Raw genomic sequence first — 16,287 nt, 5'->3', positions numbered from 1 at the left:
ACAAGTATGAGTCACACAAGGTTTTGCCAAACTATTGAATGGTGACTGGTGTGTTTACTTCTCATATGGAACAGCAAAATTCCGCCAATTCTAGAACGACAAAATTAGTTGCAGCCGTTAATGCACTAGAGTGTTTAAATTGAAGTTTATTATTGACTCTTCAACGTCTGCTTTACACTCTGAATTTTCGTTAATAACTCAAAAGCTAACTTCCGCTTTTGGCTAAGTGAAGTCATAAGGTATTCATTGATGCTAATGTCCGCAATGTCGGAGGAGCTGCCGTTAGCAAATAGCATCAAATTATCGTAATATAACTGATTGAGTCTCAGATATTATGATTAAAAAATCATACTTTCATAAAAAGAGAGATTGGCGGCATCCCTTTAAAACCTTTCAGTCTAAAATGAGATCAATCTCAATCATTATGCACAGTCACAAATACTCCACATAGGTTGATCATGGCAGTGGCAAACGGATTATCATTTTTGGTATTGAGAGAGCCGTCGATAATATTCAAACAAGCACCTTTCTTATGGATGCTTTCAATTGCCTCAAGAATAGATTTTAACGACCGTCCCAAACGGTCGAGGCGAGTAACAATAACTTCATCACCTTCCCTGATAAAGTCGATGAGTTCCTAAAGCTTTTCTTCATTTCGAATCGAAGCACCAGACTGTTTGCCTTGGAATATTTTTTCACAGCCCTGAGCGTCCAACTTGGACAGTTGAACATTTAAATCTTGTTCTTTAGTTGAAACTCTTGCAAAACCAACTTTCATATATACGAAACCTGTAACTTTCGCACACCTTAACAATTAAATGAACGAAAGTATATTAAATAAATTTCGTACATGAACGTAATAAAAAATAGAAATTCGTACACTACGGATAGAAAATGAATGACAATTCTAACTATAAAGTGACTTAATTATTTCACACGCTTCACTTGTACACGAGCTTGCCATTTGTTGAAGCTCAGCTTGTAGTGCTTTGAGTTCTCCCATTAGATTGTTAACTAAAGCCAATTTAGCCTGTGTCTATCATAAGTTCAAAACTTAAACTTTAGATATAAGCTGAAATTGAGTCAATCGTATTACAAATACTCTTATTGATACTGGCTCATTACTTGCACTTTTTCGAGAACATGACCACATGTAGAGAATAATAGGCTAACAGTGGGAAATATTTACACTATCAATGTAAGGATTACTTATGAAATACTCAAGATTTGCTGCAATGATCATCACCTCAACCATTGCTATGTTTGTCATGATGTATCTCAACACTTACGCAGTATCACATATATGGTTTAGTGAAACGCGTATCTATATGGCGTTGTATATGGGAGCAGGTATGGCAATGATCATGCTGGCCTTTATGCTTGGCATGTACAGTAACAAGAAGCTCAACATGGCTATTTTTCTATTGGCGACAATACTGTTTGCCATATGTCTTTATCTTGTTCGCTCTCAAAGCACAATTTCTGACACTGCTTACATGAAAGCGATGATTCCTCATCACTCCATTGCTATTCTTACTAGTGAGCATTCAACTTTGGAGGATGTACGCGTGCGTGAATTGGCAAATGGTATTATTAAAGCCCAACGAAAAGAAATAAAAGAAATGGAATGGCTGATTAAAGATATTTCTGAAAATGGAAAGGTCAGCTCACAAGCTCAGGCTGAGCAACGACCGCTCCCAAAGTTTGAAGGCACACTGAACAAAGGAGACTAAGATGACTAAGACAGCTACCCTGTACAGAATGGTCACTGACGAACATATCTGCCCCTATGGTTTAAGGTCGAAAGATTTGCTGGAGAGGCAAGGGTATGATGTAGAAGATCATAAGCTCACGTCAAGACAACAAGCTGATGACTTCAAAGCTAAGCATGATGTCAAAACTACGCCACAAACCTTTATTGAAGGAAAGCGTGTCGGAGGATACGATGACTTAAGAGAGTATTTTGGTAAAGATGAAGCAGGTCAAACTGGCACAACCTACACGCCCGTTGTAGCCATTTTCTCGATAGCTGCACTTCTTGCTGTCGCATCTCAACATTTTGCTTCCGGCTCATTTATCTCCATCAGAACACTGATGCTATTTATAGCTTTTTCAATGACGCTCTTAGCGGTGCAAAAACTGAAAGACCTATACAGTTTCACAAATTCGTTTATTACTTATGATTTACTAGCGATGAGATGGATAAGATATGGTTATATTTATCCCTTCATTGAAGCATATGCAGGTATTGGTATGGTTGCCCAACTACAGCCTCTCGCAGTGGCACCATTTTCATTGTTTATCGGCACAGTTGGAGCAATTTCAGTTTTCAAAGCCGTTTACATCGACAAACGCCAGTTAAAGTGTGCCTGTGTAGGCGGCGATAGCAGTGTGCCACTTGGATTTGTATCGCTATCTGAAAACTTATTTATGATCGCGGGAGCATTGATTATGCTGCTGATGTAAAGGTATAGCTCTATTCGGCGGCCCCTTAACTGTTAAGATTAGACCTAGGATGCCAGCCCACACCTTTCTAATTCATATGTAACATTTTTTCTGTCGTACTGGCATCAAGATAACCAGAACTGAGCAAACAATCTCAAAGGTTGTACAAAATAACACTAAAGTTTTTTCATTAAGTTTTATTGTTATGCTCTTGTGGTGGCTTTCGCCACCACTTTATTAGTTTTCAAGTTCCACCATATCTTTCGCTGCAATGTCACCAGACACTAGCTTTACAGTTGCGAAATGATCATTCACAATTTTAGTAATTTGTACCGTTCCTACCTTTTCGATAGTGTAGGGATCTTCACCTTCACTCAATACTATTCTTTCATGGAATCTAATAACACTGTATTTTTGCCCAACCTCTGCGCCATGCTTAGCACCAATACAGATTAGAGTTCGATTATCAGAACTTTCTACTACCTGACCTCTCATCATGTATTTATGATAAAAAGTGGTATTGGAACAACCCACTAAATATAAACCGAATGTAAGCAATAAAAGAGCTTTTATATAGGGTGTTTTCATCACTGTTACCTCATTTGACTAACTAATTATCTATACACTTTTTTATGAATTCATTTGTTTTTCCGGCCAGCCCCCGAAGGTGCTTGATGACAACTCCAAGGCTTATGAACAGAGTTATCTTTGATGTTCTGATCAACAAATTTATAGTAACTTTCTTTAGTATGTGTCCACCAATCATCATGAACATCTGCGCCATACTTACGGATTACCTCCTCAATCCCATCAAGGCTTACGTTTGCGGCATCATAGGCAAGGTGTATTTCACCTTCTTTGATGTTGTAACTAACTTCATCTATACCAAAAAGCTGATCTATTTCTTTTACTAACTCGTCACAGCTTTCTTCTGTGACATTGCTAAGCTTTAGGTTTCGAACAACTAAATTTTGCTCTTTAACGCCAACTCTATGATTTAAATCGCTCATAATTTTTCTCCTAATGTTTGTGTGAATGCTGTTGATTGCTATCTTTCATTTCTTCCATTTTACGGTTCATCTGCGGCATCATGTTCCCCATCATTTCTAAATGATGTTCAGCCATCTTGATTTGTTGATGCATTGGCATTTCTTCCATGTTTTTGTGCATGGATTGCATCATCTTCATCATTGAACGGTGATGTTCAACCATCATCTGCTGTTGCTTTTCAGGATCTTTTTCAGTTTTAATGGCATGGACTTCCTTTTTCATTTCCATCATCTTTTTGTGCATTTCTCCCATGTTCTCATGTGGTATTGCCATGCCTTGATGCATATCAGCTTTGTTCGCACCTTCATGCTTATGCTCATTGTTTTGGGCAAATGAGCTAGTGGTTATAAGTAGTGAACTAATAAATAAAATTGATTTAGTTAACGTTTTCATGATTTTTACCTTCTACACTTTTATTAAAATTTGGGATCCAACTTGGTGTCGATTCCATATACCTGTGGTACTCCGAACCAAACTCAGCAATCGCTTGTGCTTCTTCGCGTTTCGCTAGCTTGACGTAAACAACGACTAAGATCGGAAACATCGCAAGTGTTGGGATTGTCGGCCACTGCAATAAAAAGCCGAACATGATTAGAATGAAAGCTACATACTGTGGGTGGCGACACCTTGCATACCATCCAGTTGTAGCCAATTGATGATGTTTTTGCGCGTGATGCAATACATTCCATGCTGAAGACAACATAAAGAAACCTGCAACAATTAACACCATACTCACTATATGAAATGGGTCCCAATGGGCATCACCTTGAAATCCAAAGAAAGTATGTAATAAATGCCCATTTTCATGCGCAAAGAAATTTACTTCTGGATAGGTCTCCGTCAGCCACCCCGACAGAAAATAGATAGTTAAAGGAAAGCCATACATTTCAGTAAATAGGGCAACAATAAAGGCAGAGAACGCGCTTAGACTTCTCCAATCAGTTGATGTTTTTGGTTTGACAAAACTAAAGGCAAAAAAGATAAAAATTGCTGAGTTCAGTATCACCATTGACCATAAGCCATAATCATATGTTTCATTCATCACTGCTCTCCTTTTTATGTGATTCCTTACGTGCCTTTTCTAACCCTTGTATGTAGCCATCGCGATAGGCTGCATTTTTATCCGTGAGTTCTTGAAAGCTCTCTTCCTTTTTTTCATCAGGCGCATGTGAATGATCGTGACCATGTTTACCATGACTGCCATGCATAAATACGTGCATCAAGGGGCATAGCAATAAAATCAAGTAGGGAAGAAATTGCAGCATATGTTGACCATGCTCAAGCACTAAGAAGTAGGTCACTGCGGCAATAAGTGCCAGTGCAGCCCAGCCTGTAGGTGTTGACCAAAAATTAGGGTGTTGATTTTTCATATTGCCCTCCTAAACGACTTTTAAGACACCGCGATACATTTGCATCTGACAGTGAAACTCATGCTCTCCCGGTGATAAGTTCAATAGGGTAATTTGAGTAATTTCATTTAATTTAAGCTGTTCGCTTATATCCAATGAAGGAATAAGCATTGTTTCAGCGCAGGGGGATTGATCTTTGCGCATAAACTTCAGAGTGACAGGTTGGCTAGCAGACACCTGAATTGAGGATGGGGAATACACACCATCCCTCACTTCAATGAGTACTTCATTACCTTGAACGATTGTTTTATTGGGTTTATATAGCCAAAACCACCAAACAATCAGCGCGATTAACATTAAGCCTAATAAGTTAATAACCATCATTGTGATTCTCCTTAATGCTCTTTTGCTTTAAAAAAGCGAAGTCGATTTGCATTTGACACTACAGTCAATGACGAAAACGCCATTGCAGCACCTGCAATTACAGGGCTAAGCAGAATGCCAAAGAAGGGATATAGAACCCCCGCAGCAAAAGGAATCCCGGCTACGTTATAGACAAACGCGCCAAACAAGTTTTGTTTGATATTTCGTAAAGTAGCTTTGCTTACCGCTATGGCATCAGCAAGGCCATGAAGTGAACCACGCATTAGGGTAATGTCAGCACTTTCGATAGCTACATCAGTCCCTGTGCCTATGGCGAAGCCAACATCGGCTAACGCTAGCGCAGGAGCATCGTTGATGCCATCTCCTGTCATACCAACAATTTCGCCGCCTTCTTGTAGCTCTTTCACCTTGTTGGCTTTATCTTCTGGCAGCACTTCAGCAAGAAACTCACTAATACCCACTTTTTTAGCTACGGCGGNGGCAGCGGTTTCCTTGTTATCACCCGTTAACATGATGACGCGTATACCATTAGCCTGAAGCCGTTTGATAGCAGAGATTGAGTCTGACTTGATAGGATCTGCAACAGCAATGATTGCTGCAAGTTCACCATCTACAGCAAAGTACATAGGTGTTTTGGCTTCTTTGGCTAAAGACTGTGCTTGTTCAACAAAGCCTGTGAGGTCTATGCCTTTTAACTTCATTAGTTTATCGTTTCCGAAAAGCAGGGCTTTGTTGTTGCAGCTTGCTTCTACACCAAAACCCGTAATGGCGTTAAAGGCTTCAATTTTTAGTAACTCAATATCCTGATCTAACGCACTTTCAACAATCGCTTGCGCTAAAGGATGCTCTGAGCCGCTTTCTAAACTTGCTGCAAGCTGTAGTACGTCTTTTTCGTCAGTAGCTTTTGCTAAAATAATATCGGTTACCTTAGGTGCCCCTTCAGTAATAGTGCCCGTTTTATCTAAAATCATGGCAGTGATTTTAGAGGCGGTTTGCAGTGCCTCACCGTTGCGAATAAGCACTCCGGCTTCTGCTGCTTTTCCTACTCCCACCATGACAGACATGGGTGTTGCCAAGCCTAAAGCACACGGGCAGGCAATAATAAGCACAGTAGTTGCTGAAACGATGGCAAAAGCAATGGCTGGCTCAGGTCCAAAGTTAAGCCATGCTAGCGCACTTAACACAGAGGTGATCATCACGACAGGTACGAAAAAAGCTGAAATAACATCGGCCAAACGGCCAATCGGCGGTTTCGAATTTTGTGCTCGTTTCACCATATTGATGATCTGTGCAAGCGCCGTGTCTTTACCAACGCGTGTGGCTCTAAATAAAATCATGCCTGATTTGTTCAAAGTACCTGCGACAACCTCATCTTCTTCAGCTTTTTCAGCAGGCATAGGTTCGCCTGTCAGCATGGACTCATCAATAGAGGTGTGTCCTTCCAATACCACGCCATCGACGGGAATTTTTTCACCCGGTTTTACCTTCACAATATCGTTAAATAAAACCTGCTCAATACCTATCTGAACTTCTTTGTTGTCACGAACCACGGTTGCTGTTTTGGCTTGCAAGCCGATAAGACGTTTAATGGCCTCAGAGGTTTTACCTCTGGCTTTGATTTCTAATGCTAAACCTAAATCAATTAAGCCAATGATCATGGCGGTAGCTTCAAAATAAACATGCCGTGCCATCAATGGAACAGCGTCAGGTGCAAACACGACAACCATCGAATACAACCAAGCCGTGCCTGTTCCTAAAGCAATTAGGGTGTCCATATTGGCTGAATGATTTTTGAAGCTCTTCCATGCTCCTACATAGAAATGCTTGCCTGAAAAATACATAACACCAAAAGTTAAAATGCCTACAACCAACCAAGAAATTCGTTCAAGGTTTGTTTCAACCGTCATTTCTCCAACTACAATGCTGTAGATCATCAAAGGAACGCCGAGTGAAAGGGCAATAAACGTATCGCGCATTAGCTTTTTGTAATATGCAAAATCCGCAGCCTCTTTCTCATCAAGCGCATCTGTTGCTGAGCTATCATCAATTGGCTTCGCGTTATACCCCACTGACTCAACAGCTTTGATCAACTCTTTTGTTTTAGCTGTCCCATAAACTGTTACTGTCCTATCAGCAAAATTCATTTCCGCACTGACGACTCCAAGAGTTGCCTTCAACGCCCCTTCAATTTTGCCTACACAGCTAGCACACCCAGCACCTTCAATGATAAGCTGTTGGTTATGTGATACTTTCTCCAACGTATTCTCCTTACTTTTACACGAAGAGGATTGAGCTTTTGCCTGACAGCAACAGCCTGATTCAGTTTTTATATTTGTGTTAGTAGCCACCCTTTTTCCTCCTATGCTTTTTTAATTTGCTCAAAGTTTTCGATGAGATGACAAACCATGTTTGCAGTCGGTGCTTTGTCTTCCATTTCTTCCCATCGAGAAAGCGCAGAAGACATTTTTCCTCGAAGTGCCAACATTGCTTGAAACTGCTTTTCTGTTTCTTCAAGCCGCTCTTTGATCAGGCTTCTGACTAATGGGCACGCACTTTTACCATCTTCAGATTCATTAATAATTTCCTTGATATCTGCAACGGAAAAACCAAGGTTTCTGGCACTTAAAATGAATTTAAGTCTCGATACTTCTTTATTCGAGTATGACTTGTAGCCGTTCACTGACTTAGCAGGTTTTAACAATCCTAATCTGGTGTAATAGCGCACCGTATCAGCAGTCGTTCCAAGGCTTTTTGCCAGCTCCGCAACTTTCATATTCACTCCTCAGTTTTTTAGCTAAGTTTGTACTCTCATCTTCAGCTTAGACCTGTGTCTAAGACACAGGTCAAGTACTAATTCTAGTGAATAAGCTAAAAACTAATTTTTTGGTAAAAGAGAAATCTCGGTCAAAATCGACAGCATTAAGTACTGTAAATAGCAATAGTTTGAGCATGTTCATCATGCCTCCAAAAAATATTGTGCTAATTGTTCAAAACGGTTGGTAATTTAAACCAATCAGTAAATCGTTTTATTTTTGATGGGACTGGCGAAAAAAAGGCGCACTGATCCCGTGATTAGCCAATAATTGGTGGACGATAAAGTAAGAGATGGATACCAGATTTTGGTAGGGGTATACGCTGTAGAATTAGCTCAGAATGAATATTGCAAATACCTTCGTCTTGCGCTTCCACAAGATAGGCATTTAAATGAAAGCTTGTACAAAAACCGCCTTCACAACAAACACAATCACCAGCTTTACATTTTTCACAGTCTTCATCACCATGACGGTTTTTAGAATCTTGCGAATTTTCAGTGTGATAGTGACTATTGTCATTCATTGATTGATGATGCATATTTTTGCTTGGTTGTATAATATGCGTGTCGGAAGATCCATTTTGATGTTCTTCACAATTCATTGGTTTAGCAATAGCAAAGCCATGCTGCGTAAGCAACAGAGTAATTACCACTATTTTAAACCACTTGAAAAGTCCAAACATTTTAATTCCTTATTTATCACCTACAATATTAGCCACTTTATAAAAATAATTTTATGATCTTGATCAACCTTTGAACTAAAACCTAAACTTTTTACTTTTTACTTTTTACTTTTTACTTTTTACTTTTTTAAACAGCTTTAACTTCACAAGTATAAAAGGGGTGTCTAATTTATACTCATGAGATTGAAGCCAAGCATGAGCACCATTAAAAGAAATAAAAACCCTACGCTCATAACTAGGTATTGAGTAATGGATCATTTTTCCAATTGTTCAGCTTTAAGCGCAGTACTTTGCAACAATCGGTTCTATCCCGGGCACATCCAATTCCCGTTCATCAAAAGTGATAAAATGGCCTATTGTACGTCTTTCAATGGCGATGTTTTTTGCCTTGACTCTTTAACCTTAACCATTCGCCAACTTTACTTCTTAGCTGATATTCCACCTTGATAGGTATACACCAGACTGGCACCGATTGAAAACAAGAAGTAGCTTACTATTACTGCTCTTAGTTCTTTCCAAAAAAACTATTAGCTAGGCCTTTCCTAACATAACTAAAATGGTTTAAATCCCAAAAAACGAAAGCTACCATCAATATAGTTGCGGTAGCTCTCATCAAGTCAATATAGTATTTCTTCATATCAGAGCCAGAACTTGATACCTGCAACAAAAGCAGTATCACGAGTACTTTGCCCATTTAACTTCGCAAAGTCGGCTGTATTACCAAATTTATTTGTCCACTCAACGCCAACATAGGGAGCAAACTGGCGGGNAAGCCACTACCAAGGTTATTTTGGACGTCATCCTTACCGTAAAGCGTCAACTCTGCTCGTGGTTGAACAATTAACTTTTGAGTAAGTAATAGCTCATACTCAGCTTCGATCGAAAATGCACTATTACCTTGCTCTCCTAAATACGCAGTCATATCAATTTCAAACCAGTAGGGGGCTAGACCTTGTAAACCAAAAGCTAGCCATTTGCGGTTTTCACCTTCGTTATTGTAATCAAGTCGAATACCGACTTGTGTATCCCAATAAGCAGATATTGCGTGGCCCCATAGAAAATCTGTTTGGTTCTCCTCTAAATTACCTTCGCTAAAATCTCCTTCAGTTTTGATGACTAATCTATCAAAAGTAGTGCCATACCATGCCTGAAAGTCAAAAACACCTGCGTTTGTTTGCTCATTATATTCAAGACGATCCCCTAGTAGCGCGTAAAATGAATGCTCATCTGCCAAAGTCAGTCGTTTGTCGCTACTGAGTGCATAAGGACCTTCAGTCAAAGTTGTACCTGCTGCATAAGCATGGGGGTCTCTAGCATCTTTAGGTGCATCTCCACCTTGTGCTTGCATTTTAGAATCACCCATCTCAGTCATCTCATCTTTTGCAGATACAGATACACTTATAAGGGGCAAACCTATTAATAATAGTCTTAACGTATTGGTTAGTATTAATTTTTTCATGATACAACTACCTCTCTAAACATACCTGCATCCATGTGGAATAATAAATGGCAATGCCATGCCCAGCGACCTACGTCATGAGGTGTTGTTAAAAAACTAATTCTTTGCGCTGGTTGTACAGGGATAGTATGGCGACGAACCTGTACATCACCTTTTTCATTCTCCAAATCGCTCCACATACCATGCAGGTGCATGGGATGTGTCATCATTGTATCGTTTTGTAAAATAACTCTTAAACGTTGATTATGCTTCATGTGAACTGGCGTGCTTTTTCCAAATTCCAAGCCATCAAATGACCAGCTATAACGCTCCATGTTTCCAGTTAAATGTAATTCAATTTCAGCCTCTGGCTCTTGCTGGTTTGTAATTCCCTCAAGAGAATGTAAATCTGCAAGTGTTAAAACACGGCGTCCATTTTTACGTAAACCTATACCGGGATCATCAAGGTTTGTTCTAGGCATATCAACACGCATATCAACAGAAGCTCCATACTCTGTTTTTGCATGACGCACTTTAGTGCTAGCAACAGCTAATGGGTTTTTAGTCATTCCATGTTTACTATGATCCATTGCCATCGCTCCATGACCCATTGCACTATGATCCATTTTATTAGAATTCATGCCCGACATGTCTGCCATACCTGCCATCGCGGAATGCTCACCACCTTGGGCCATATTCCCCATCATATCTGTCATCGTTAACCATTCAACGGGATCTAGAGCAGGTACTGGTGCATCAATATTAGGTGCCATTGATAAAGTACCTTTAGCATAACCTGAGCGATCCATGCTTTGTGCAAAAATCGTATATGCATCATTTTTTGGCTCGACAAGTACATCATAAGTTTCACCGGGACCAAATCTAAATTCATCTACTGTCACAGGTTCAACATTTTGTCCATCAGCTTGTACAACTGTTAACTTCAGCTCAGGTATTCTTACATCAAAAAACGTATTGCTAGAACCGTTAATAAATCTAAGCCTAACCTTTTCGCCAGCTTTAAACATTCCACGCCAGTTTGTCAAAGGCGCACAACCATTCATTAAAAAAGTCATTGCAGATGCTGATAAGTCTGCAAGATCTGTAGGGTTCATTCTCATTTTATTCCACATTTCCCGGCGTTGTAGCGCATTTGAAACGCTGCTATTTGAAATGTCATCAAAAAACTCTGGAACAGTAGGTTGATTAAAGTTAAATACATCGCTCTGTACTTTTAACTTGCGGAACAAATCCATTGGGTCATCATCAGTCCAATCAGACAATTGGATAACATGCTCATTGTCAGCACTAATAATATCCTTTTCTCTTGGCTCAATAATTAATGCGCCGTACATACCTGTCATTTCTTGAAAGCCACTGTGTGAGTGATACCAATATGTGCCGCTTTGTTGCAGCTTAAATTTATAAACAAAGGTTTCACCCGGCATTATACCTTTAAAGCTAATACCCGGTACGCCATCCATTTGATACGGAAGAATGATCCCATGCCAATGAATTGAACTCGGCACTGATAATTTATTAGTTACCCTGATAGTAACGTCATCACCTTCTCTGAGGCGCAAGGTAGGAGCTGGTATTGAGCCATTGATTGTTGTAGCCATTCTTACAACACCTGTGAAGTTTACGGGTGACTCATCTATCACCAGATCTATTATTTCTCCACTTAGTTCGGGCACAGTACCTGTTATTGTTCCAGCCACTAAAGATGAAGCAGCATGAAGAATGCTTGGAAAAGCAGCTAATATACCGCCAGCAGCTAAACCTTGTACAAAGCGTCTACGCGGTGTAGAAATTTGATGTAATGGATCTTTAATTCTCATTTTACTCTCCGAGGTTTGACCAATAAATTAGTGTGACCAATGAATGTGCTTAATTTTCCATTCACCGTTTTGCTTTTCGAGAACCATTGTTTCCATCCCTTGATAATCACGTTCTTCACCATTGTAAGTACCTTTAGTTTGACTACGCGAGGCAGAGATAGCTGTATTTCCAAGTATCGTCACTTGATGTTCAAGTGTGTCGCTCTTCATCGCTGCTAAATACTTCATATCCGACAACATATGATGATGAGCATATTCATCAGCGCTCCTTTCAACGCGGCCTCCCTCGAAAATGGTGACATCATCCGCTAACTGCGCTCTAGCCTGTTTTTGATTGCCAGTTTCAAGTGCTTGATGAAATGCCAAAACAACTTTTGCGGCTGGTGTATCTACACCTTTAAACAATCCTTTGTCTTTATTCTTATCACCATGAGCGTTTGCTGCGAAACTAAACGTCATTAATAAAACGAGTAGGATATTTATTGTTTTCATTTTCATTTTCTCTTTTAGGTTTTAATTTGCAGGGCCAACAACACTAGTAAGCCCAGCCGTTACAGATAAAATGGCAAAAGCTACTACCATTTCTATCGAGATAGATTTAGATAAAGCCTCTCTGCCTTGACTATTTTTAAGTTGTGGAACGAGTATTAGTTTATGTTTAGCAGCAAGTGCCAAAATAGACACTACAAGGGCCAATTTAAACAACAGTGTTTGTCCGTAACTTGAGCTTATTAGTGCATCAAGACTTCCGACCAATTGAATCACGAGCCAGAGGCCTGCTACCAACAATAGGCTCAATGTAAAACTTGCTTGTTTGCCAAAGCTTTCCATCAGCAAATGAAGTTCTGCATAACTTAGCTGATGGCAAGCCTGTTTTAGTGGCAATAACGCCCCAAACCACCATGCCATAACGAGCACATGCAAAATAAGCAAGCCTTTTTCAATTGTGCCTAACTCAGAAATATGACCCAGTAACGTGAATGAGTATGCAAGGATTAATAAACTCAACATTAAAGCGCTTTGTTTTAAGTACGAGTTCACAGCGAGTTTGAACCTTAAAGCTAAAGCGATTATTGCGGTAACTAGCCCAAGCGCTCGAAGCAAAGCTCCAGTGCCGACAGAGGAGTCCCACATAATAGCCAATATATCAGCGTCTATCGCCCCCTGAATTCCCTCTTCTGCCATTGCACCAGTACTGGCAAAGAACCAAGTAATATTAGCGATCAAAGCCATAACTATATAAGTTCTTGTCCACGTTAAATTCGCTATTACAGCATTAGTATGAGATTCATTATTCTCAAATATTTGCCTGAAAAATGTATAACCAGCAATACAGGCAAAGCCGACGTAAAATACAATTTTTGACAGTACAATGACTGTATTCCAGATATACATTTCCATATCAATCACACCGCCTATTTTAGTGAACCATAAAGCCGAAGCTATGTTTCATTTTATGACCATCGTTACCTAAGAAGGTTACATCCACAGCATAGTTTGCAGGAGCTAATTTAGGTAGTTTCCATGTAAATTTGCTAGTAGCGACTTTAGAAGGCTCGAATCCAAATTTAAATTCTTCGCCTTGTTTATTGGCCAATGAAACTTTTACAACCCGTACCTCTTTGGTGAACACCAAAGTTAACTCTTCTGGAGGATTCATTAGCATTGCATTATCAGCAGGCACACTTTTTTCAAGATGCACATGCGCAAATACCGCACTACTAAAAACGACACTGATTACGGTTAAAAATTTAATTAATGTTTTCATATATACCTCTATTTATTTAATGGATTAACGACTAAATTTATCTTTGAAAATTTGATTACTTGGAATCCCAGCATCTGTAATTATTTTTTCCACTTCACTCATCATTGCTTCTGGACCGCACAAGTAAAACTCAGCCAAAAGCAGTTCTGATTTTTGGTTCATATACGGCAGAAGTACTTTTTGAACATAGCCTGAGTGCCCTTGCCATTCTTCTGAAGGATTAGAAAGAGTAGGAATATAAGAGAAGTTTTTATGCTTCTCACTCAGTGACTTCAATTCATTATGGTATAGCAAGTCATCTTCAGTTCGCGCACCATAGATAAGAGTCAAACCACTTTTATCTTTATGCTTTTTCAACTGTTCAAAAATAATAGACCTCAGTGGTGCAAGTCCTGAACCCGCACCAATAAACACGCGACTAACTTTTTTATTTGAAGTGGCATAAAAATCAGAAAAAGGGCCTTTTGCAGTTATCGTTTCACCTACTTGGAGTGAACCTAAATAACTTGAACCTATTCCTGCTTTAAAACCATTCTTTGCGGTCTGCCAACGGATATTAAACATTAACTCATCAGACTCCTCGTCAAAGTTAACTAATGAGTAGTGGCGAGTTACACCGTTATGAGAAAATTTTCCATGATAGTAGCTATCCCAGTATTTTTCATAGCACTCTGGCATATCATCTGGACGTAAGCTATTCATCCCTGCTGGCACATCAAATTGCATATATGCACCAGCTTTAAATGCCAACTGTTTGCCTGATTTCAGCTTAAATTTCACTTCCTTGATAAAAGGAGTAATGAAATTAGTCGCAACCACAACTAGCTCATGATTTTCAATATTGCGATCAGTATTAACTTCAATCGAACTAATTTCAGAGAACCTATGCTGACATCCAAGCCGATAACCTTCCTTAAGTTGCTCCTGAGATAAATGTTCCTGTTCAGATAGTGTGATAGGTAATTTAGTTGAACTTAAGAACACGCATTTGCCACAAGTACCGCCACCACCGCAACCTGAAGGAAGGTATACATGTGAACTAGCTAGCCCTTCTAGTACAGTTGAGCGACCAACTGCTGAGATGTCAGTAATAGTATTTTCATTGGAAAACGTCACTGCCACTTTTTGCCTGTTAGTGCCCCAACCTAGCTTCAGTAAACCACTTCGATACTGTTGTATCAGCCAAGTAACACCAGTAATTGAAAGGAATAGCGTTGCAAAAGCAAATGCAATGATCAACCAATGGTTAAATCCTCCAGAATTGCCATAGTCCATAAAGTGAAGCTTCATCATCAGATCTTTCAATCTGAAATCATCATTGGCATGGCGAAGTACTTGACCTGTAATACTATCTAAATAAATAGTTGTATTGTTCTCATCCTCAACGGCAACTTGCCACATAGGATTTTGCTGCCTTACGTGATCAGAAAACGGAGGTTGAGATAACACTGGAGTAGTTAACTTACCCTGTCCTGAGTAGGAGTTTTTTGCCAAAGTTAGTACTTGTTCTTCAGACAAATTAAATGGCTTTCCTGTTACAGCATCAAATAGCTTTGAGTGGCGTTCTTGATAGCTATGCTGCCCCTTATCGAACACAAAATGATAGTAAGGCTGATGTAAAACCCATATAAGGTTTACTTCCTGCGGAGCATTACTAGTAATGTCTTTAATAGGGAATAGGTCAAAGCCTGTAATGCTACCTTCATGATGAGAATGAACTCTAAGTTCATTACCACTGGCTTTACTGTGATCCATCAAATTGAAGTAAAGGCCCGTTCCCAACCAAATAAGCAGTTGTAAACCAACAAATAAAGAAAGCCACTTGTGTATCGTTGTATTTAACTTAAATAGTCGCATCAAATGACTCCCTTTTTATTTGGGGAAAGCACTCGGTAATAAGTCAATACTGCGCCAGTAATTGCTCCCATTAGACCTAGAGTTGCGACCAAGAACAAAAACCAGTTAGATACGTTTTCTCCATCATAGTAATCCATAATGTGGAACCGCCACATCCAATCAAACAATCGCCAGTAATCATGACGCTTGGCAACAAGTGATCCTGTTTGTTGACTTATATAAAATGTCGGTGTGGAGAATTGCTCAAACGTCACTCTCCAAACAGGTAAATGCCTTGGGGACAACTCAGCAGGCAAGTTTGTCGCTGACTTAATCAACCTTACGCTGTCGATTTGATGATTCAGCGCATAATGGTATTGTGCGATTTCTTTAGCCTTGATTTCATCTACAAGTGCCTGAACAGCTCCAGTTTTAGCATCTATTGCTACTTTTCCATTTTCTCCATTAATAAAAGAATACAAAGGACGGCCCATACTTTGAGTAAGTGTAACTTGGCTAGCTTTAGGATAATCCGCAGCTAGCTTTACAATGGAGTAATCCATACTTGCTAAATCTATTTTGGCTTCCTCACTCTTAGCCAAGGTTTCGCCGTGTATATAGTGAATATCCATAGTCACCATATACACGCCTGTAATAGACCAGAAGAGGAATTGTATTCCG

Annotated in this window: 17 protein-coding genes and 2 pseudogenes; 2 read left to right on the top strand and 17 right to left on the bottom strand. The window is 39.6% G+C overall.

Annotated elements, in window-relative coordinates; translation table 11 throughout:
* Positions 1-415: 415 nt before the first annotated feature.
* Positions 416-778 (bottom strand): annotated as a pseudogene (locus L652_RS1000000125540) (recombinase family protein).
* A gap of 433 nt (positions 779-1,211) precedes the next feature.
* On the opposite strand from L652_RS1000000125540, the gene L652_RS0119260 reads away from it, so the two are divergent.
* Positions 1,212-1,733, top strand: a complete 522-nt coding sequence (locus tag L652_RS0119260; RefSeq protein WP_008109672.1) for a DUF305 domain-containing protein — start codon at positions 1,212-1,214, stop codon at positions 1,731-1,733.
* A gap of 1 nt (position 1,734) precedes the next feature.
* A complete protein-coding gene (locus L652_RS0119255) occupies positions 1,735-2,466 on the top strand; it encodes a glutaredoxin (RefSeq protein WP_008109669.1) in 732 nt (243 codons plus the stop codon).
* Between the two features lie 216 nt (positions 2,467-2,682).
* Here the strand turns inward: L652_RS0119255 and L652_RS0119250 are convergent, their stop codons facing one another.
* The 16 genes and pseudogenes from L652_RS0119250 to L652_RS0119170 all read right to left on the bottom strand — a co-directional run bounded on the left by L652_RS0119250 (position 2,683) and on the right by L652_RS0119170 (position 16,247).
* Positions 2,683-3,033 (bottom strand): hypothetical protein, encoded by a 351-nt coding sequence (locus tag L652_RS0119250; RefSeq protein WP_004589646.1) that lies wholly within the window; start codon positions 3,031-3,033, stop codon positions 2,683-2,685.
* Positions 3,034-3,083: 50 nt separating this feature from the next.
* On the bottom strand, positions 3,084-3,455 hold the full coding sequence (locus tag L652_RS0119245) for a hypothetical protein (RefSeq protein ID WP_008467865.1): 372 nt from the start codon (positions 3,453-3,455) through the stop codon (positions 3,084-3,086).
* Between the two features lie 10 nt (positions 3,456-3,465).
* Positions 3,466-3,888 carry a hypothetical protein gene (locus L652_RS0119240; RefSeq protein ID WP_008467863.1) on the bottom strand — a complete coding sequence of 141 codons (423 nt, stop codon included), beginning with the start codon at positions 3,886-3,888 and terminating at the stop codon, positions 3,466-3,468.
* Entirely contained in the window at positions 3,872-4,537 is a 666-nt protein-coding gene (locus L652_RS0119235) for an isoprenylcysteine carboxylmethyltransferase family protein (protein WP_008467861.1), read from the bottom strand. Before L652_RS0119235 ends, L652_RS0119240 begins: the two co-directional genes overlap by 17 nt.
* Positions 4,530-4,865: a DUF2933 domain-containing protein gene (locus tag L652_RS0119230; protein WP_008467859.1), complete on the bottom strand. Its 336-nt coding sequence runs from the start codon at positions 4,863-4,865 to the stop codon at positions 4,530-4,532. The genes L652_RS0119235 and L652_RS0119230 overlap by 8 nt, the downstream gene beginning before the upstream one ends.
* A 9-nt stretch (positions 4,866-4,874) precedes the next feature.
* Entirely contained in the window at positions 4,875-5,228 is a 354-nt protein-coding gene (locus L652_RS0119225) for a cupredoxin domain-containing protein (protein ID WP_004589267.1), read from the bottom strand.
* 11 nt (positions 5,229-5,239) lie between these two features.
* Positions 5,240-7,486 carry a heavy metal translocating P-type ATPase gene (locus L652_RS0119220; protein WP_024603602.1) on the bottom strand — a complete coding sequence of 749 codons (2,247 nt, stop codon included), beginning with the start codon at positions 7,484-7,486 and terminating at the stop codon, positions 5,240-5,242.
* Between the two features lie 101 nt (positions 7,487-7,587).
* Complete coding sequence (locus tag L652_RS0119215) at positions 7,588-8,001, bottom strand: MerR family transcriptional regulator (protein WP_008467855.1); 414 nt, start codon at positions 7,999-8,001, stop codon at positions 7,588-7,590.
* A gap of 299 nt (positions 8,002-8,300) precedes the next feature.
* Positions 8,301-8,723 carry a hypothetical protein gene (locus L652_RS0119210; RefSeq protein ID WP_010558026.1) on the bottom strand — a complete coding sequence of 141 codons (423 nt, stop codon included), beginning with the start codon at positions 8,721-8,723 and terminating at the stop codon, positions 8,301-8,303.
* A gap of 638 nt (positions 8,724-9,361) precedes the next feature.
* A pseudogene (locus tag L652_RS01000000124155) lies at positions 9,362-10,182 on the bottom strand (copper resistance protein B).
* Positions 10,179-12,002 carry a copper resistance system multicopper oxidase gene (locus L652_RS0119195; RefSeq protein WP_013465888.1) on the bottom strand — a complete coding sequence of 608 codons (1,824 nt, stop codon included), beginning with the start codon at positions 12,000-12,002 and terminating at the stop codon, positions 10,179-10,181. Before L652_RS0119195 ends, L652_RS01000000124155 begins: the two are co-directional and overlap by 4 nt.
* A gap of 27 nt (positions 12,003-12,029) precedes the next feature.
* Complete coding sequence (locus L652_RS0119190; protein WP_024596192.1) at positions 12,030-12,500, bottom strand: nuclear transport factor 2 family protein; 471 nt, start codon at positions 12,498-12,500, stop codon at positions 12,030-12,032.
* Positions 12,501-12,515: 15 nt separating this feature from the next.
* Complete coding sequence (locus tag L652_RS0119185) at positions 12,516-13,403, bottom strand: CopD family protein (protein WP_024596191.1); 888 nt, start codon at positions 13,401-13,403, stop codon at positions 12,516-12,518.
* 19 nt (positions 13,404-13,422) lie between these two features.
* The gene (locus L652_RS0119180) at positions 13,423-13,770 is read right to left on the bottom strand and encodes a copper resistance CopC family protein (RefSeq protein WP_004589258.1); all 348 of its coding nucleotides are present in this window, start codon (positions 13,768-13,770) and stop codon (positions 13,423-13,425) included.
* A 24-nt stretch (positions 13,771-13,794) separates the two neighbouring features.
* Positions 13,795-15,627, bottom strand: coding sequence for a 2Fe-2S iron-sulfur cluster-binding protein (locus L652_RS0119175; protein WP_024596190.1), 1,833 nt, complete (start codon positions 15,625-15,627; stop codon positions 13,795-13,797).
* Entirely contained in the window at positions 15,627-16,247 is a 621-nt protein-coding gene (locus L652_RS0119170; protein WP_223230573.1) for a PepSY domain-containing protein, read from the bottom strand. Before L652_RS0119170 ends, L652_RS0119175 begins: the two co-directional genes overlap by 1 nt.
* Positions 16,248-16,287: the final 40 nt, after the last annotated feature.

The organism is Pseudoalteromonas sp. TB25, assembly GCF_000497995.1.
Lineage (GTDB): Bacteria > Pseudomonadota > Gammaproteobacteria > Enterobacterales > Alteromonadaceae > Pseudoalteromonas > Pseudoalteromonas distincta.
This window is presented reverse-complemented; position numbering and strand designations above follow the sequence as displayed.